The organism is Polaribacter porphyrae (genome assembly GCF_002954685.1).
Classification (GTDB): Bacteria; Bacteroidota; Bacteroidia; order Flavobacteriales; family Flavobacteriaceae; genus Polaribacter; species Polaribacter porphyrae.
Genome location: NZ_MSCN01000001.1, coordinates 641,136 through 658,795 on the forward strand (window position 1 = coordinate 641,136; position 17,660 = coordinate 658,795).

Below are 17,660 nucleotides of genomic sequence, written 5' to 3' on the forward strand. Positions count from 1 at the left end.
ATTTTTAAAATGAATATCATAAGACAGATTACAATATTAATTGTTGTACTTACTTTCAGTTTACAATCGTTTGGACAGATATTAAAAGGGCAGATAGTAGATACTTTTAATGAACCATTAGAAAATGTTTATGTGGTAAATGATGCAGCAAATACGCATACACACACAAATGAAAATGGAAGCTTTACAATAGAAAAGACAACAGCAAATAGTACAATTCAAGTGAGTATTCTTGGGTTTGAAAAAAAGACAATTCAAGTTACACAAAATCATGTTACTAATGGAATTAGAATTGTATTAAAAACAAAAATATTTCAGCTAGAAGAATTGTTCTTACGTAAAGAAATTAATGCATTACAAACCTTAACTAAAGTTGATTTGCAATTGAACCCTGTAAATAATTCGCAAGAAATATTAAGAAAAGTACCAGGATTATTTATAGGACAACATGCAGGAGGAGGAAAAGCAGAACAGATTTTTTTAAGAGGTTTTGATATAGACCATGGAACAGATATTACACTTTCTGTTGATGGGATGCCAATAAATATGGTTTCTCACGCACATGGGCAAGGCTATTCTGATTTACACTTTATGATACCAGAAACTATTAAGAATATCGACTTTGGTAAAGGACCCTATTACGCAAATCAAGGAGATTTTAACACAGCTGGATACGTGAATTTTTCCACAAAAACAGCCATTCAGAAAAATATGATTTCTGTAGGTTATGGAGATTTCAATTCATTAAGAACAGTTGGTATGTTTAATTTACTTAACAATGCTAAAAGTGATAACGCTTATGTAGCTTTAGAATATATTGAATTTGATGGTCCATTTGTATCATCACAAAATTTTAATAGACTTAATCTATTTGCAAAGTATAATACATTTATTAACGGAAAAGATAAGCTCACATTTACAGCATCTCATTTTACCAGTAGCTGGGATGCTTCTGGGCAAATTCCACAAAGAGCCGTAGATAATGGATCAATAACACGTTTTGGAGCTATAGATGATACTGAAGGAGGTTTTACATCTAGATCTAATTTTAATATACAGTTACAGAAAACATTGGCAGATGAATCTATTTTTCAAGCTAATGCATTTTACTCAAATTATAATTTTGAGTTGTATTCTAACTTTACATTCTTTTTAGATGATGCAGTAAATGGAGACCAAATTAGACAATTTGAAGGTAGAAATATCTACGGAATGAATGCAAAAATCATCACAGAAAAAGAATATGGAAATGTAGAAGCAAAATTTACAAAAGGCTTTGGTTTACGTTTTGATGATATTGATGATAACGAATTATCGAAAACAAAAAATAGAAGAGAAACCTTATCTAACATCCAATTGGGTGATGTTGAGCAGACTAATTTTTATGCATTCTTCAATTCAGAATTTGAAATAGGAAAATTTAAAATAGCACCAGCAATTCGTTTAGATTACTTTAAGTTTTTATATAATGATGATTTAAGTACAACATACCAAACATTAAGTAAAACAAAGGCAATTGTAAATCCGAAGTTAAACTTTTTATATACCCAGAATGATAATTTACAATGGTTTTTAAAATCAGGAATTGGTTTTCATTCTAATGATGCAAGAGTAGTTTTACAGCAAAATGCAGATAAAGTTTTACCAAGAGCGTATGGAGCAGACTTTGGAAACATTTGGAAACCAACCAAAAATATTGTGTTAAATACAGCTGTTTGGTATTTGTTCTCTGAAGAAGAGTTTGTGTATGTAGGTGATGCAGGTATCGTAGAGCCTTCAGGAGAATCAGAACGTTATGGATTGGATTTAGGAATCCGTTATCAAATTACAGATAACATTTATTTTGATACAGATGCAACAATTACCAAGGCAAGAAGTTTAGAATCGATTTCAGGTCAAGATTACATCCCTTTAGCACCAAATTTTACAATGACAGGAGGTTTATCTTTCAGTAATTTAGGAAACTTTTCAGGGGGCTTGCGTTACAGATATTTAGCAGACAGACCTGCAAACGAAGACAATAGTATTGTAGCTGATGGATATTTTGTAAGTGATTTTAATATCAATTACACAATTGAAGACATCACATTTGGAGTAGCCATAGAAAATATTTTTGATGTTGCTTGGAACGAAACACAATTTGCGACAGAAAGTAGATTACAAAATGAAGCAAATTCAGTAGAAGAAATACATTTTACACCTGGTACACCTTTTTTTGCAAAAGCAACCATAACATATCAATTCTAGGTTTAAAAGATTAATTATTTATTTAAAGTGAAATGAAATTGAAAAATCTAATAGTAAGAACTGATTAAAATACATTGAAAAAGAAAAAAAGAGACCATAGTTTGGTTTTAGTTGGATGGGAAGCCTGTTATAGTTATTATAGCAGGTTTCTTTTATTTATAGTTTTTTACTGCTTGATGTAATTTTCCTAAAATGCGATTACGAAATTTTTCTGGTTTTAAAACTTCAATTAATTCACCAAAACCTAATATCTTACGTTCTAACTCAAAGTTGATTTGTACAAAAATATTAAAGATAACACCATCATCTGTATGTTTAATTACTCTTTGTGAGTTATGAAAAGGTTTGGTAATTACATAAGGAGCATTCTTTTTCTCAATCCAAAATTGAATTCTTTGTGGTCTTGAATTAGATACAGTTGCTCCAATTACGTCTTTATAATAAATATCTCCATCAACATTATTATCAACATAATCTATATTCTCCTCTAAAGAAGTGTCTATAATTCTGTCTAAAGCCAATGTGTAATATTTGTTTTTATTCAAACATAATAAAAACCAGCGATTGTTAAATTCTTTTAATAATTGTGGATGTACACTCATATCACTGGCATTATGTGCTTTAAAAGATTGATAGCGTATTTTTAGTACTTTTTTCTGTTGGATTGCAGCATAAATAGGATCTATAAACTCTAATCCTTTGAGTTGTTCATTTTTATCTAAATGAATAATTGATTTTTTGTTTTCTTGTGAAGAATACACAGAATCTTCTAACCTTTGTAAAACGCCATTCATCTCTTTAAACAGCGAAAAATCTTTAAACTGACGTAATAATTGAATGGCTTCATTCATCACTTTTACATCATTATCAGTAACAGGAATATTGGTAATGCTATATGTTGAATCTGCGTATCTATAAAAACGCCTTTCATAAACTTCAATAGGTGCATTATATCCCAATTTATCACTACGCATCAATTGAATATCTAGCTGAATAGTACGTTTGCTTACGTTTACATCTTTTCCTTCATATTCGTACAAAGCATCAGAACAGGCTTCAATTAAGTCGTCTAAAGTCCATTTTTTGAAGTTATTGCGTAAACAATAATCAATAGTTTTATACCTAATAAGTGCGTTTTTGTTGGATGCCATTTTTTTTGTTTTTATTGAAGTGTTCTCGATACAAAATTTCTGAAAAAGAAATTTCACTCCAACTGACAACACTCTTTATAGTTAAGATTAAAAAGGATGTCAGTTCGAGTGATTTTGAGGAACGAAAAATTGTATCGAGAACTAATTAAAAATAAAATATTTCAATAAAAATAACAATTAATTTCAACTACGCAAAAACATTGCGTAATTGTGTAAGATGTTTGTACTGGAATTGTAAAAGAAGAATTCTTTTTACATTGTAATCGCTCCACAAAACAAGGAGTTTGTGGAGCATAATCAAGAAAATGATGGAAAATAAGATGAAAATCACAGGAAAAGAAATTATTGCATTAGGGTATAAACCAGGAAAATGGTTTCCTGAAGCAATTGCATATATCAACGAAAATGAATTATCAGAAGTAGAAATGAGTGTTTATTTAGAGCAATTTAAAGTAGAAACTATCGATTTGTTAGAAAATCCTGCAGATTTTAAAATCAATATAAAAGCAGAGAATGAGTTGGAAGAAGTTAATGTAAATTCGGTAGTTACTACTATGGAGGTCTTAATGAAAACGCCAACTTTAGTTGATGGAGCAATTATGCCTGATGCTTGCCCAACAGGATCTAATGGAACAATTCCTGTTGGTGGAGTAGTAGTGGCTAAAAATGCCATTCATCCAGGAATGCACAGTGCAGATATTTGCTGTTCTGTTATGTTAACCGATTTTGGAAATGCAAACCCTAAAGATGTGTTAGATGCAGCACATTCCATTACGCATTTTGGTCCTGGAGGAAGAGATCGAAATTCACAATTCAGATTCCCTATGGATTTATTAGCAGAAATTGAAGAAAATCCTTTTTTGAACAACCAGAAATGTATTTCTGCAGCTAGAAGTCATTTAGGTACACAAGGAGATGGAAATCATTTTTTGTTTGTAGGTAAATCTAAAAATACTGGAAATACAATGCTAATTACGCATCATGGTTCTAGAGGTTTTGGTGCTAATTTGTATAGTAGAGGAATGAAGATTGCAGAGCAATTTAGAAAAGAAATTTCGCCACAAACCTTAAAGCAAAATGCTTGGATTCCTTTTGATACTGATGAAGGAAAAGCCTATTGGGAAGCATTGCAAATCATAAGAAAATGGACCAAAAAAAACCACGAAGTTTTGCACGATGCAACTTTAGAAAAATTAGGAATTGAAAAAGAAAACCGATTTTGGAATGAGCATAATTTTGTGTTTAAAGATGGTGATTTATTTTACCATGCTAAAGGAGCAACGCCTTTAGATGAAAAGTTTATGCCAGATATTACTGGACCAAGATTAATTCCTTTAAATATGGCTGAACCTGTTTTAATTGTTGATGGGAAAACGACTAAAAACAATTTGGGTTTTGCACCTCATGGAGCTGGAAGAAATGTAAGTAGAACGCAACATAGAAAAAGTAAAATAGGTACAAAACAAGAAATTTTTAAAGAAGAAACCAAAGGTTTAGATATTCGGTTTTTCTCTAATGAAATAGATATTACAGAATTACCATCAGCCTATAAAAATGCAGAAACCGTAAGAAACCAAATGGACGAATTTGATTTAGGAGAAGTTATTGATGAAGTAATGCCTTATGGTTGTATTATGGCTGGAAATTGGCAAAAAAATGCTCCTTGGAAAAATAGGAGGAGACAAGATAGAAAGAATAAAAAATAAAATTATGAAACTTTATTGTAAAAAATGTAATTACCTTTTAACTTCTTTAAAGTTGGAGAAATCAGAATTAAAACAAATTTGTTTAATTGACGAGAAAGAACTTTTACAAGATAGAAAATATATTGAGGCTAATAGAATTGACTATAGTTTTGAAATTCCAATAGATTATTTAATTAATTCAAAAAGTATATCATTAAAAGATCATAAAGATTCTATAAGACTACAAGGATGTTGTGGACCAGGTAATTTTGGAGTACTGAATCAAGTTTGTCCAAAATGTAAATTTGAAATTGGAGTTTTAATAGCAGATTGTTGGACTCCAAGATTTATAGGAATTGATAAGAGTAAAATAAGTGAAAAACCATTATGGTAGTGAAAATGTTTATACAATTTTAGAGAAAGAAAATGGAAATAAATAAAAAATTAAAAGAAATAGAAAAAAGCAAAAAGGTAAACATCCTTTTTGCTTGTGAATCTGGGAGTAGAGCTTGGGGATTTGCTTCTCCAGATTCCGATTTTGATTTTCGTTTTATATATGTAAAACCTTTAGAATGGTATTTATCTGTTTTAGGAAAAAAAGATTCGATAGATATTATGGATGGAAATTTTGATGCTGTAGGTTGGGAATTAAAAAAGCAATTAAGACTGATGATGAAATCTAATATTCCAGCTTTAGAACATTTGTTTTCGCCAATAATTTATGAAGGAAATGATTTGTTAATCAAAGAAATGAGAGATATAGGATTGGAATGTTTCTCACCAATAAAATCGATGTTTCATTATTTAAGTATGAGCAAAAAGTATGAAGAAAAGTTAAAAAAAGATGAAATTAAATTAAAAGATTTATTTTATGCTTTAAGAACTTCTTTAGCAGGAAAATGGATTTTAGAACATAACACTTTACCTCCAGTTGTTTTTGAAAAAATGCTGTATTTGGTTGATAAAAATTTAGAAAGTGAAATCAAAAATTTGATGAAAATCAAAAGTCAAAATGGAGAAAGTTATATACATCCAAGGAATAATTGTGTTATAAATTTAGTTTCAGAATTGATTGCAGAAAACAATAAGTATGCAAAAACTTTGCCTAATGGAAAACCTGATAGTGAAAAAATAAATACATTTTTATATAAAACCTTAACCAATGAAAACTATTGAAGAATTAAAAAAATCTAATAGTATTATATTTGAATGCATTAGTGGTAGTAAGGCTTATGGTTTGGCTACTCCTAATTCTGATACAGATATTAGAGGTGTTTTTATTTTACCTAAAGAACAATTTTATTCTTTGGATTATGTTGGTCAAATAAATAATGAAACCAATGACGTTGCTTTTTATGAATTGAGAAAATTTATAGAATTATGTGCTAAAAACAACCCTAATATTTTAGAAATGTTGAATGTGCCTGAAGAATGTATTTTGTACAAACATTCTTTATTCGACCAAATTAAAAAGGAACTATTTCTGTCTAAACTCTGTAAAAATACATTTGCAAATTATGCATTTACACAAATAAAAAAAGCAAGAGGTTTGAATAAGAAAATTTCAAACCCTGTTGATAAGAAACGAAAAACTGTAAAAGATTTTTGTATAATTAGAGATGGGAAAAAAGCAGTTTCTTTACTTGATTTTTTAAATGATAAAAACTTAAAATCAGAAAATTGTGGTTTAGCTAAAGTATCTCATATTAAAGATTGCTTTAATCTTTTTTATAGTGAAACTTTAAGTTATAATGGTATTTCAAGAACTAATGCTAATGAAGTTTGTGTAAGTTCTATCCCAAAGGTAGAAGAGCCTATTGCTTTATTGTATTTTAATAAAGATGGATATTCTGCCTATTGCAAAAAATATAAAGAATATTGGACTTGGGTAGAGAAAAGGAATGAGGAACGTTATAAAAACAACGTATCTCATAACAAAAATTACGATGCAAAAAATATTATGCATACATTTCGACTCTTATTAATGGCAAGGGAAATAGGAGAATTTGGAGTTATAAACGTTAATCGAATAGATAGAGAATATCTTTTATCTATCAAAAATGCTGTATACGAGTATGATGAATTGGTTAAAAAAGCAGAAAGTATAAAGGATAATTTAGACTCTATTTATTCAAATTCTTCATTAATAGAAAAACCAAATTTTGATAAAATTAATAAATTGTTATTTAAAATTAGAAATCAATTTTATGAACTGTAAAACAATTTTTTAAATAGATTTTAGTTACATTTAAAAGAAAATTGCAACAATTTCCAAAAAATGATTTTTACACAAGAACAATTAATACAAAATGCGTTATTGTATTTTAAAAGAGGTGATTATTCTTTAGGTTATAGAACACTTTTAGACACGGCTTTAAATACAGATTCCGAACTAATATTTATACAGGTTTTAAACTTTGTAGCACAATATGAAAATGAAAGTAATGCTAATAAATTGTCATTACTTCATTTGTTTACAGAATGTTGTGAAGCCATAAAAAAGGTAAAAGTTAAAGAAAAAGGATTGTTAGAACATACAATTTTGTCTGCAAAAAATATCACAAAGAACTATAACAAAGGGAGGTTCGTTTTAGGCCCTGTTAGTGTCTCATTAAAAAAAGGCGACATCTTTGGTTTAGTAGGAGAAAACGGAAATGGTAAAACCACATTATTAACAGCTTTAGCTTCTTTAAATAAAATTAATTCAGGCAGTATTGAATATACATTTTCTACAAAGGTTTTTGGTAAATATGACGAATTATCAAAGCTTGTCTATATACCTCAAAGAACTCCTGTTTGGTATGGTAAGGTTTTAGATAATTTAAAATTTGCATTAGTGCATCATGGAGTTAAAGAAGCAAAAAATGAATTGTTGGTGTTAATGATGGTAGCCAGATTTGGTCTTTGGAAATATAAGGACTTAAAATGGAGCGAACTTTCTTCGGGTTACAAAATGCGTTTTGAATTAGCAAGAACATTGTTAAGAAAACCAGAGATTATTTTGCTTGATGAACCTTTAGCTAATCTCGATATTTTGGCTCAACAAATTATTTTAGAAGATTTAAGAATGATGGCAAAATCACCTGTAAACCCTATTGCTATGGTTTTTTCTTCACAACAATTATATGAAGTAGAAAAAATTTCTGACGAGGTAATTTACTTAAGAAATGGCAAGCCTTCTAATGAATTGAATTTAGAAGAAAAAGAACAAAACTATTTAATTTTAGAACTTGATACTCAAAACTCTAGAGGAGAATTAGAAGTTGTTTTTAATGAATTACATCTTGAAAAATTAGAATTTAATGGAGGTGTTTACATACTTTATTTTAAAGATAAAATTTCTTTTAATGATGTTTTAGCTGCAATAGCTAAACATAAATTAAAAGTAGAATACATTCGAGATATTTCTAAATCTAGCAGACGCTTTTTTGTGTATTAATTTTAAAGAATTGCAAAATGAATTTTATAAATAAAGTAAATAAATATCTTTTAGAGCATTATCCATTAATTTGGAACACACGTTTGGTTTGGATGACTGGTGTTAATGTCATCATTCATATGCTTTTTTTTATAATAGGCTATTTTTCTGTAAGTGGTTTAGAAGATTTAAAAGAACATTATAATTTAAGTGATTTCTTTTTTAATACTTCAGTATTGTATTATAATTTTTTAATATCAATATTTATCATCTTAATTTGGATTATTTTTTACTTAAGAAACAATGCTTTTAAAAACCTATACAGTATTCCAAAATCTTATTTATTCAAGCAATTTTGTATAGTTTTTATTATATTTTTATTAAGCATTACCCAAAATTATTCTTTTAGAAGCGGTTTAACAACTAAAATAAAATCTCTTTATGATTGGGAGTCTGTTGATGCAGATATTAAAAAATTTAATAAAGCTGGTATCTTCTTAATTCACAATGAAGACGAATATGAAATTGATAAAAAGCAGTATCCTAAACCATTTCCTTTAAAAATGGCTTATGCTAATAGTTTAGAATATATGGAAAACATTGATACTACTAGAGCATATATAAATTTTAAAGACACATACTATCAGTTTTATACTATCAATAAGAAAAAACAGCAAGAAAAAGAACGTAAGTCTATCTTAAACATATTCGAAAATAATGATATTGATTTTACTATAAGAGATGTAGTTGATATTACAGAATTTAAAGAATTTATAAATCCTTCTTTATATAATTATTCTAAAGAACTTTTTGTTTATGGTCAAGATTCTATTACCAAAAAATTACAATTACAACATCATCAAAAAGTATTGGATGAGAGAAATGAATCAATACTAAAAAATGAAATTAATACACTATTGTCTTTAGCAGAAAAATACGATTTAGATCATAATTTAGATGTTGATACATTGCTTAAAATGGTGTATAATCCACCTAATTTTTTGTTAACAGAGCTTATCAATCCATCCAACCCAGGTTTACCTCAATATTTTAAAAGCTTTAATAAAAAGTACAATGAAGAAATTTTATATTCAAAGACATTGTATTACGATTTAGGGAGAATCGATAATTATTTTAAAAATGTTTATGAAGCTTATTTTGTATCTTCAGCAGTAGGATTATTATATTTCTTTATTGGTTTTGCATTTTTTTTAGGAGTCGTATTTTTTATTTTTAAAACTACTAGTGTCAAATCTTTATTATTATCTGTTGTTGCTAGTATTGTTGTACTAATAATAATTGTTTGGTTAATGTCTTCTTCAAGAAGATTAATTTTGAATAGTGATTACCGAGAGTTTGCAATAATGTTATTCGTATCATTTATTATAATTTTGTTTGCTTTTATTGCTTATGTTTCAAAATGGAAAAAACTTATTGTTTCAATCAATTGGAGTTTAGCATTACTGGCTATTCCTATTTTCTTTCTCTTTTTTGGTCTTACAATTACAGAATATTTAAAAAATAGTCATTTAGATAAATTTCCAAAAGACTATAGTTATAAGAGTAATTTTGATATTTGGTTTACAAATTATGGTTTTTGGGCAATAATTTTAGTGTCATTCTTTTCTGTTTACGTGTATAGTATCTATATTAGAAAATTAAAAGCAAGACCAGAGTAAAGGTTTATATATAAATTATTAATTTTAATAACTTAAAAGAGTTAACAAATTCAATCTAAAATGATATTTAATTAATAGACTATAATATCTTTGTGCATCAAACATAATTGAATTGATTGCTTACCAAAAAAATAAAAAAAGAAGATTTCGTTTTTTAAGAAGAACTCTACGTGTGTTCGTAGGTATTATTACTTTTCTAATATTATTAGTTCTTTTTGTTAAAAGTCCTTGGGGACAAAATATTATCATAAACCAAATAACCAGCTACATTTCTAAAAAAACCAACACTAAAATAGCTATTGATAAAGCTTTTATAACTTTTGATGGCAGTGTAAAAATTGATGGTTTATTTTTGGAAGATAAAAAAGGCGATACCCTAGTTTATTCCAAATCACTAAAAGCCAATTTGCCACTTTGGGGTTTGATAAATGGAACTGCTCTTGGTGTAGATGATGTAAAATGGAATGGTTTGCGTGCAAATATCATCAGAAAAGATACTGTTTCTGGGTACAATTTTCAATTTTTGATTGATGCTTTAGCTCCACAAAAAACAGATACTATTGTAAAAGATACCATATCTAAATCTCCAGAAATTATCATTGGCAATCTGGATTTAACTAATGTTCACGTGGTTTATAATGATATTCCTTTAGGAATTGAGAGCAGTTATAAAGTAAATCAACTAAAAACCAGTATGAAAAAAGTGGATGCTGAGAATATGGTTTTTAAAACGAATGATTTGTTACTTACAGATGCAAATATAAAATACATTCAAAAACCTGTTTTAGTTGTTTCTGATGAAGAAATTCTTTTACCAAACTTATCTGCAGAAAATATAACTGTAAAAAATACTAAATTTTATTATGAAGCTACAGAGAGCAATTTAATCACAGATTTGAATTTGCTAGATTTTTCATCAGAAAACCCACAACTAAACTTAGAAGAAGGAGTTTTTAATATTGATGATATCACCCTAAAAAAATCAACAATTACAGTAAAAACGGAAACTGTTAAAAACCAAAATAGAAAAAAACAGAATTCAGAATTTTTTTTACCAGATTTATTGCTGAAAATTGGAGGTGTTAATTTAGAAAACAATAAAATTAATTATATAGTTGATAATCAAATAGTAAGAAATGATATTCTGAATCCAAATGCTTTGGCTTTTCAGAATGTAAATCTAATAGCCTCAGATATTTCTTATGAAAATAAAAAAGCAGCTTTAAACCTAAGCACATTTAATTTTAGCGAAAGTTCAGGGTTAGATTTACAGAAACTAACTTTTAAGGGGTCATTTTCTAATAGTAAATTAGACATTAATAAATTACAATTTTTATCAGAAGGAAACAGCATTGCTGGTAATTTTGAAATGTTTTACAACTCATTACAACAATTGATAGTAAATCCGGAAGTTGCTAAAGTAAAGCTAAATCTACCAACAATCAATTTGAATTTGAATCGATTATTGCGTTTTCAACCTTCACTTAAAAAAAATAGCTACATCAAAGAGTTGAGTAAAAAACCTATTGTAGGAAGTGTTTTTGCAAATGGAAATTTAGCCAATATCAACTTGTATAACAGTAAAATTAATTGGGGAAAAACGACAGAAATTGCTTTGGATGGTACTATTAAAAATGCTACAAATATGGATAAACTCAAACTGAATTTACCAGAAATAAAAGCTAAAACAACTAGAAATGATATTCTAAAATTCATCAATGAAGATAGTTTAGGAATCAAATTACCGAAAGAAATTTTATTAACAGGAAGTATTAATGGAAGTTTAAAAGACATTAAAACAGATTTAAAATTAAAATCTTCTCAAGGAACAATTGTTGTCAATGGAAATTTAACAAATACTGATAAAATTAATTTTGATGCAACTATTTCCATCAAAGATTATCAGTTAAATGAATTGTTGAAGAATGATAAATTAGGCACAGCAACTATCAATATAAAATCTAAAGGAAATGGAAAAACACTTAATGATTTAGATGCAACTTTAAATGTTACTGTTTCCGAGTTAAAACTAAACAATTACGCTATAAAAGATTTACAATTAAATGGCGATTTTAAAAATGGAATAGGGAACTTAAAATCTAAATACAAAGACAGTAATTTAAATATTAAATTAGATGCTTTTGTAGATTTAGATACTGTAAATACTAAAGCAAATGCCACCATAAATGTTATTGGTGCAGATTTGGAAGCATTAGGTTTAATGCAGCGTAAAGTTAAAACAGGTATGGATATTACTCTTGGTTTCAAAGGGAATGCAACTAACTATACTGTAGATGCTGATGTAAAAAATGGAGCTGTAGTTTACGATAATAAAACTTATTTGTTGGGCGGAATTAATGTTAATGGATTTATAGATAAAGACACAACAGCAGTTTCTTTTAAAAATAAAACAATAGATTTAAAACTAGCTTCTAATACAGATCCAGCAAGATTTAGTAAGGCTTTGGAGCAACATATTTTTAGTTATTTTTATAGAGATGAAATCATTTCTGATACCATAAAGAATCCTGTAAATTTAACTTTCAGAGGTAAAATTGCACAAACTCCACTTTTAGAAGAAGTTTTTTTAGTAAATATAAAAGATATCGATACTATTGATATTGCTGTTGATTTTAATCAGAAAAAAAGAAAATTAAATGCTAAAATAACAGCTCCTCACATTAATTATAGTGGAAATGAAATTGATAGTTTGTCTTTTACAATGAACACAAATAAAGACGATTTTAATTTTAGACTTGGCTTTAAGGATATCAAAGCAAATCCTTTAGACGTTCCAAAAACCGTTATTACAGGGAATCAAAAAAATAATGAATTATCATTGAATTTTAAAGGAATTCATAAAGACGAATTGATGATGAATGTAAATACAAAAATTACAGGGAATCGTGATTTGCTTAAATTTACAGTAGCTTCAGATAGTTTATTTTTAAATAAACACAGTTGGGCAATTCCAGAGAATAATCAGATTGAATTTATTGATAATAATCAGCTAAAATTTACCAATTTTAAAATCACAAAAGGCAATCAATCAATAGAGATTACAGATGAGTTGGATACTTCTGAAATTAAGGATTTTTCTAAAGATCATATAGCCATTAAGTATAATAATTTTCAAGTAAAAGAGGTTTTTAATTACTTAAATCCAGAAAAAGAAATAGCAACAGGTATTTTAAACGGAACATTTATTTTAGAAGATCCTTTTCAAAATACAGGTGTAATTGCAGATTTGAATGTAAAAAATTTAAAATTCTTAAAAACAGATTTTGGTAAGCTTTCTTTGCAAGGCAAATCTTTAGGAAATGGCAAGTATGATTTTGGAGCAAAATTAAAAGAAGGCGATGTAGATTTAGATCTTACAGGAGATTATTTGGTTGCAAATGAAGAAGCTTTCTTAAATTTAGATTTAAACATCAATGAGTTTAAAATGAAAGCTTTAAATACACTTTCTATGGGAGAGTTAAAAGATACAAGTGGTAGTTTTTCTGGTAATTTTAATGTAGATGGAACATTGTCTGCACCAAAATACAATGGAGATATTAGTTTTGATAATGCAAATTTTAATATTACCAAACTCAACACAAAATTTACATTACTTAATGAAAAATTGAAAGTAAATAACCAAGGTTTATTTATGAACAATTTCACAGTTTTAGACGCTAAAAAGAATAAATTAATCCTAAAAGGTAATATTAAAACAAAAAGTTTTATCAATCCAAAGTTTAACTTGCAATTAAAGGCAAACAATTTTAGACTTTTAAACGCATCTAAAAAAGATAACCCTAATCTTTACGGAACTGCAACTTTTAACGCAAATGCAGATTTAACTGGAGATTTACAAATACCAAAACTAACTGCAAATGTAACTTTAGGCAAAGACACAAATGTTACTTACGTACTACCAGCAACTTATGCTAACATAGAAAATAGAGATGAAGTTGTGGCGTTTGTAAATCGTGAGAACCCTAATGCTATTTTAACACAAACTGAAGAGCAAACAGCAATAATTAGTGGTTTTGATATTTTTACAAAATTAAAAATTGATAAACAAGCAGCAATTACTGTTGTAATTAATGAAGATACAGGAGATAATTTTAAAGTTTCTGGAGATGGAGATTTTATATTTAATATGATTCCAAATGGAAGAATTTCATTAACTGGAGCTTATGAAATTGCTAATGGACATTATGAATTGAATCTATATGGATTAGTAAATAGAAAGTTCTATTTAGCTCCAGGTGGAAGAATTTCTTGGTCTGGAGACCCTTTTGATGCAAAGCTAGATGCAAGTGCAATTTATAATATAAAAACTTCTGCTTCTCCATTAATGGCTGCACAAATTTCTGATGAGGATCCATCAATCAAAAATAAATTCAAGCAAGTTTTACCTTTTAACGTCTATTTGAATATTGATGGCGAATTAATGCAACCTAAAATATCTTTTAATTTAGATATGCCAGAAGATGAACAAGGTGCAATTGGTGGTCAGGTTTATGGGCGAGTGCAACAAGTAAATCAGCAAGAAGAAGAGTTGAATAAACAAGTTTTTTCTTTGCTGGTTTTAAATCGATTTTATCCAGATTCTGGAAGTGATGGAAGTTTAGGAGGCTTTTCTACAATAGCAAGAGATAATTTAAATGATGCAGTCTCTGGTCAACTCAATGCTTTTTCTGATAAAATATTAGGAAATTCTGGTATAGAACTAAACTTTGATTTAAACAGTTATACAGATTATCAAGGAACAGCTGCAACAGATAGAACACAATTGGGTGTTACAGCACAAAAGAAATTATTTGATGATAGATTAACTGTAAGGGTTGGTAGTGATGTAGATTTACAAGGAAGTAATCCTACAGGAGAACAAACACCTTTAATTGGTAATGTAAGTTTAGAGTATAAATTATCTAAAGATGGTAGATATCGTTTAAAAGGTTTTAGAAGAAGTCAGTTTGAAAACGTAATTGATGGTCAAACCATAGTAAGTGGAGTTGCTCTAATTTTTATGCAAGAATTTAATGAGTTTAGAGAATTGTGGAACGCCATTTTTAGAGCTCAAAAAGAAATTGATGAAGAAAGAGAAAAAACGAAAGCAAAATTAGAAGCTAAAGAAGAAGCTACAGAAGAAGAGACAGATAAAAGTATTGAAAAGAAAAAAAATTAAATGTTAGGTAAAAATTATTCATATAATGTTTTGTTATTTTTAGTAGTGTGCATTAGCTATTCTTGTAGTATTAACCAATATATTCCAGATGGAGAACGTTTATACACAGGTGCAAAAATCAATATTAAAACAGATACTACCATTCAAAAAATAAACAGATTAAAAGAAAATTTAGAAACGGTTTTGCGTCCTGAACCCAATTCTAAATTTTTAGGAATGCATTTGGGGCTATATTATTACTATAAAAATCAGAAAGAAAACCCTGGATTTATAAATAGATGGATGTTTAAAAATTTTGGGCAAAAGCCAGTTTATCAATCTGATGTAGCTCCTTTAGAAATGGAAGATATTCTAGAGAATCGATTAGAAAATAATGGCTTTTTTTACAGCACATTATCCTATAATTTTGAAGAGAAAGACAAAAGAGCTTCTGTAAATTATAACTTACGGATTAAGAAACCTTACAGAATGGCTACTTATAATGTAGATAGTATGGTTGCTCCAATTTATAGTGAAATAAAAGCATTAACTAAAACATCACCTTTTCAGAAAAACTCACGGTTTGATTTAGGAAATTTAAAATTAGAGAGAGAACGTTTAGACAAAGAATTAAAAGAAAAAGGATACTACAATTTTAATCCTAACTTTTTAATTTTTGAAGCTGATACAAATCAATATACAAACAAAAGGTTTGATTTATTTTTAAAGCTAAAAAAAAACGTGCCTAAAAAAGCTACGATTCCTTATCGTTTAAAAGAGATTAATGTTTATCCAAATTACAATTTAAAAGATTCCACAACTTCAACATCTACAAGATTTGACGAAAAAAATTACTATCAAAAAGAAATTATTTTCAAGCCTAAATATTTAGATGATTTTATTACTCTAAAAGAAGGTGATTTTTATAATCCTTTAACCTCTAAAAACACAGCAAGACGTTTATCTACAATTGGAGCTTACAAATATGTAAACATTCAATATAAAGAATTGGATACTATTAGTGGAGATAACGAAGGTGGTTTAGTCGCTAATATTTATTTATCGCCATTAACAAAACGTGCAATTCGTGCGGAATTACAAGCTGTTACAAAATCGAATAATTTTGCTGGGCCAACACTTGGTTTAACGTTTAGTAATCGAAATTTATTTAAAGGAGGAGAAACTTTAAATATTAGTTCAACTATTGGTTATGAAACACAAGTAACAAGTGGAGAAAATGCTGGTTTAAGTAGTTTAGATTTAGGTTTAAAAGCAGAATTGATTTTTCCAAGAGTAATAGCACCTTTTAAAATAAATGAAGATTTCTTTGAATATTCAATTCCAAAAACAAAAACAAGTTTAGGAGTAAATTATTTAAGAAGAACAGAATTATACACTTTATTATCAGGTAGTGCCTTGTTTGGTTATGTTTGGAATGCCAATAAATACATTACTTACGAGGTTAATCCTATTTCTGTAAACTATACAAGATTATCTGATAAAACACCAGAGTTTCAAACCATATTAGATAATAATCCATTTTTAGCAAGAAGTTTTGAACAACAATTTATTTCAGGATTAACATTTTCATTTACATATAATGAAATGATTTCTAACCAAAATACGCATCAATTTTATTTGAATGCTACTTTAGATGTTGCTGGTAATTCTATCAGTTTATTAGGTAAAGAAGTTGCACCAAATCAACCCAAAGAATTTTTAGGATTAGAATATGCACAATATGCAAAAGCGGATGTAGATTTCAGATATCATTATAACTTTGGAAGAAAAAAAGAACAAACCATTGCAACAAGATTATTTGGTGGTTATGGTTTGGCTTACGGAAATTCTGATGTTGTACCTTTTGTAAAACAATACTTTTCTGGAGGACCATATAGTGTAAGAGCCTTCAATATTAGATCTTTAGGGCCTGGATCTTACAATGGTTCTACAAACAATACTTCATTTTTTGATAGATCTGGAAATATTCGTTTAGAAGCAAATGTTGAGTATCGTTTTCCTATTTATTCATTTTTAAAAGGAGCTTTTTTTGCTGATGCTGGTAATGTATGGAATTCAGATAGCAACCCTACTTTTCAAGATGCAAATGGCAATCAACAAGATGAATTTTCATCAAACTTTATCAATGAATTAGGAATGGGAGCAGGAGCAGGTTTGCGAGTAGATGTGCAAGGTTTTGTAATTCGTTTTGATTGGGCTGTACCTTTTCATAATCCTGCTTTGCCAGAAAAAGAGCGTTATGGATTTAAATTCGATAAATCTGTTTTAAACTTTGCAATCGGATATCCTTTTTAGAAAAAA

At 28.2% G+C, this 17,660-nt stretch carries 10 protein-coding genes; 9 read left to right on the forward strand and 1 reads right to left on the reverse strand.

The genetic code is table 11. The annotated features are described in order from the left end of the window. The first annotated feature begins 9 nt into the window (after positions 1-9). Positions 10-2,247 (forward strand): TonB-dependent receptor, encoded by a 2,238-nt coding sequence (locus BTO18_RS02980; protein ID WP_105014800.1) that lies wholly within the window; start codon positions 10-12, stop codon positions 2,245-2,247. 152 nt (positions 2,248-2,399) lie between these two features. Here the strand turns inward: BTO18_RS02980 and BTO18_RS02985 are convergent, their stop codons facing one another. Then, complete coding sequence (locus BTO18_RS02985) at positions 2,400-3,398, reverse strand: helix-turn-helix transcriptional regulator (RefSeq protein ID WP_105014801.1); 999 nt, start codon at positions 3,396-3,398, stop codon at positions 2,400-2,402. 320 nt (positions 3,399-3,718) lie between these two features. Here BTO18_RS02985 and BTO18_RS02990 point away from each other — a divergent pair, with 320 nt between their 5' ends. From BTO18_RS02990 to tamL, 8 genes are all read left to right on the forward strand, one after another. Next, positions 3,719-5,104 carry an RtcB family protein gene (locus tag BTO18_RS02990; protein WP_105017481.1) on the forward strand — a complete coding sequence of 462 codons (1,386 nt, stop codon included), beginning with the start codon at positions 3,719-3,721 and terminating at the stop codon, positions 5,102-5,104. Between the two features lie 52 nt (positions 5,105-5,156). Continuing rightward, positions 5,157-5,477 (forward strand): hypothetical protein, encoded by a 321-nt coding sequence (locus tag BTO18_RS02995; protein ID WP_146106874.1) that lies wholly within the window; start codon positions 5,157-5,159, stop codon positions 5,475-5,477. Between the two features lie 32 nt (positions 5,478-5,509). Continuing rightward, entirely contained in the window at positions 5,510-6,259 is a 750-nt protein-coding gene (locus tag BTO18_RS03000; RefSeq protein WP_105014803.1) for a nucleotidyltransferase domain-containing protein, read from the forward strand. Continuing rightward, entirely contained in the window at positions 6,246-7,301 is a 1,056-nt protein-coding gene (locus BTO18_RS03005) for a nucleotidyltransferase domain-containing protein (RefSeq protein WP_105014804.1), read from the forward strand. The genes BTO18_RS03000 and BTO18_RS03005 overlap by 14 nt, the downstream gene beginning before the upstream one ends. A gap of 60 nt (positions 7,302-7,361) precedes the next feature. Then, complete coding sequence (locus BTO18_RS03010; protein ID WP_105014805.1) at positions 7,362-8,522, forward strand: ABC transporter ATP-binding protein; 1,161 nt, start codon at positions 7,362-7,364, stop codon at positions 8,520-8,522. A 17-nt stretch (positions 8,523-8,539) separates the two neighbouring features. Continuing rightward, positions 8,540-10,180, forward strand: coding sequence for a hypothetical protein (locus BTO18_RS03015; protein WP_105014806.1), 1,641 nt, complete (start codon positions 8,540-8,542; stop codon positions 10,178-10,180). Positions 10,181-10,295: 115 nt separating this feature from the next. Next, a complete protein-coding gene (locus tag BTO18_RS03020; protein ID WP_105017482.1) occupies positions 10,296-15,359 on the forward strand; it encodes a translocation/assembly module TamB domain-containing protein in 5,064 nt (1,687 codons plus the stop codon). Continuing rightward, positions 15,360-17,654 carry a translocation and assembly module lipoprotein TamL gene (gene tamL, locus BTO18_RS03025; protein WP_105014807.1) on the forward strand — a complete coding sequence of 765 codons (2,295 nt, stop codon included), beginning with the start codon at positions 15,360-15,362 and terminating at the stop codon, positions 17,652-17,654. Positions 17,655-17,660 lie beyond the last annotated feature (6 nt).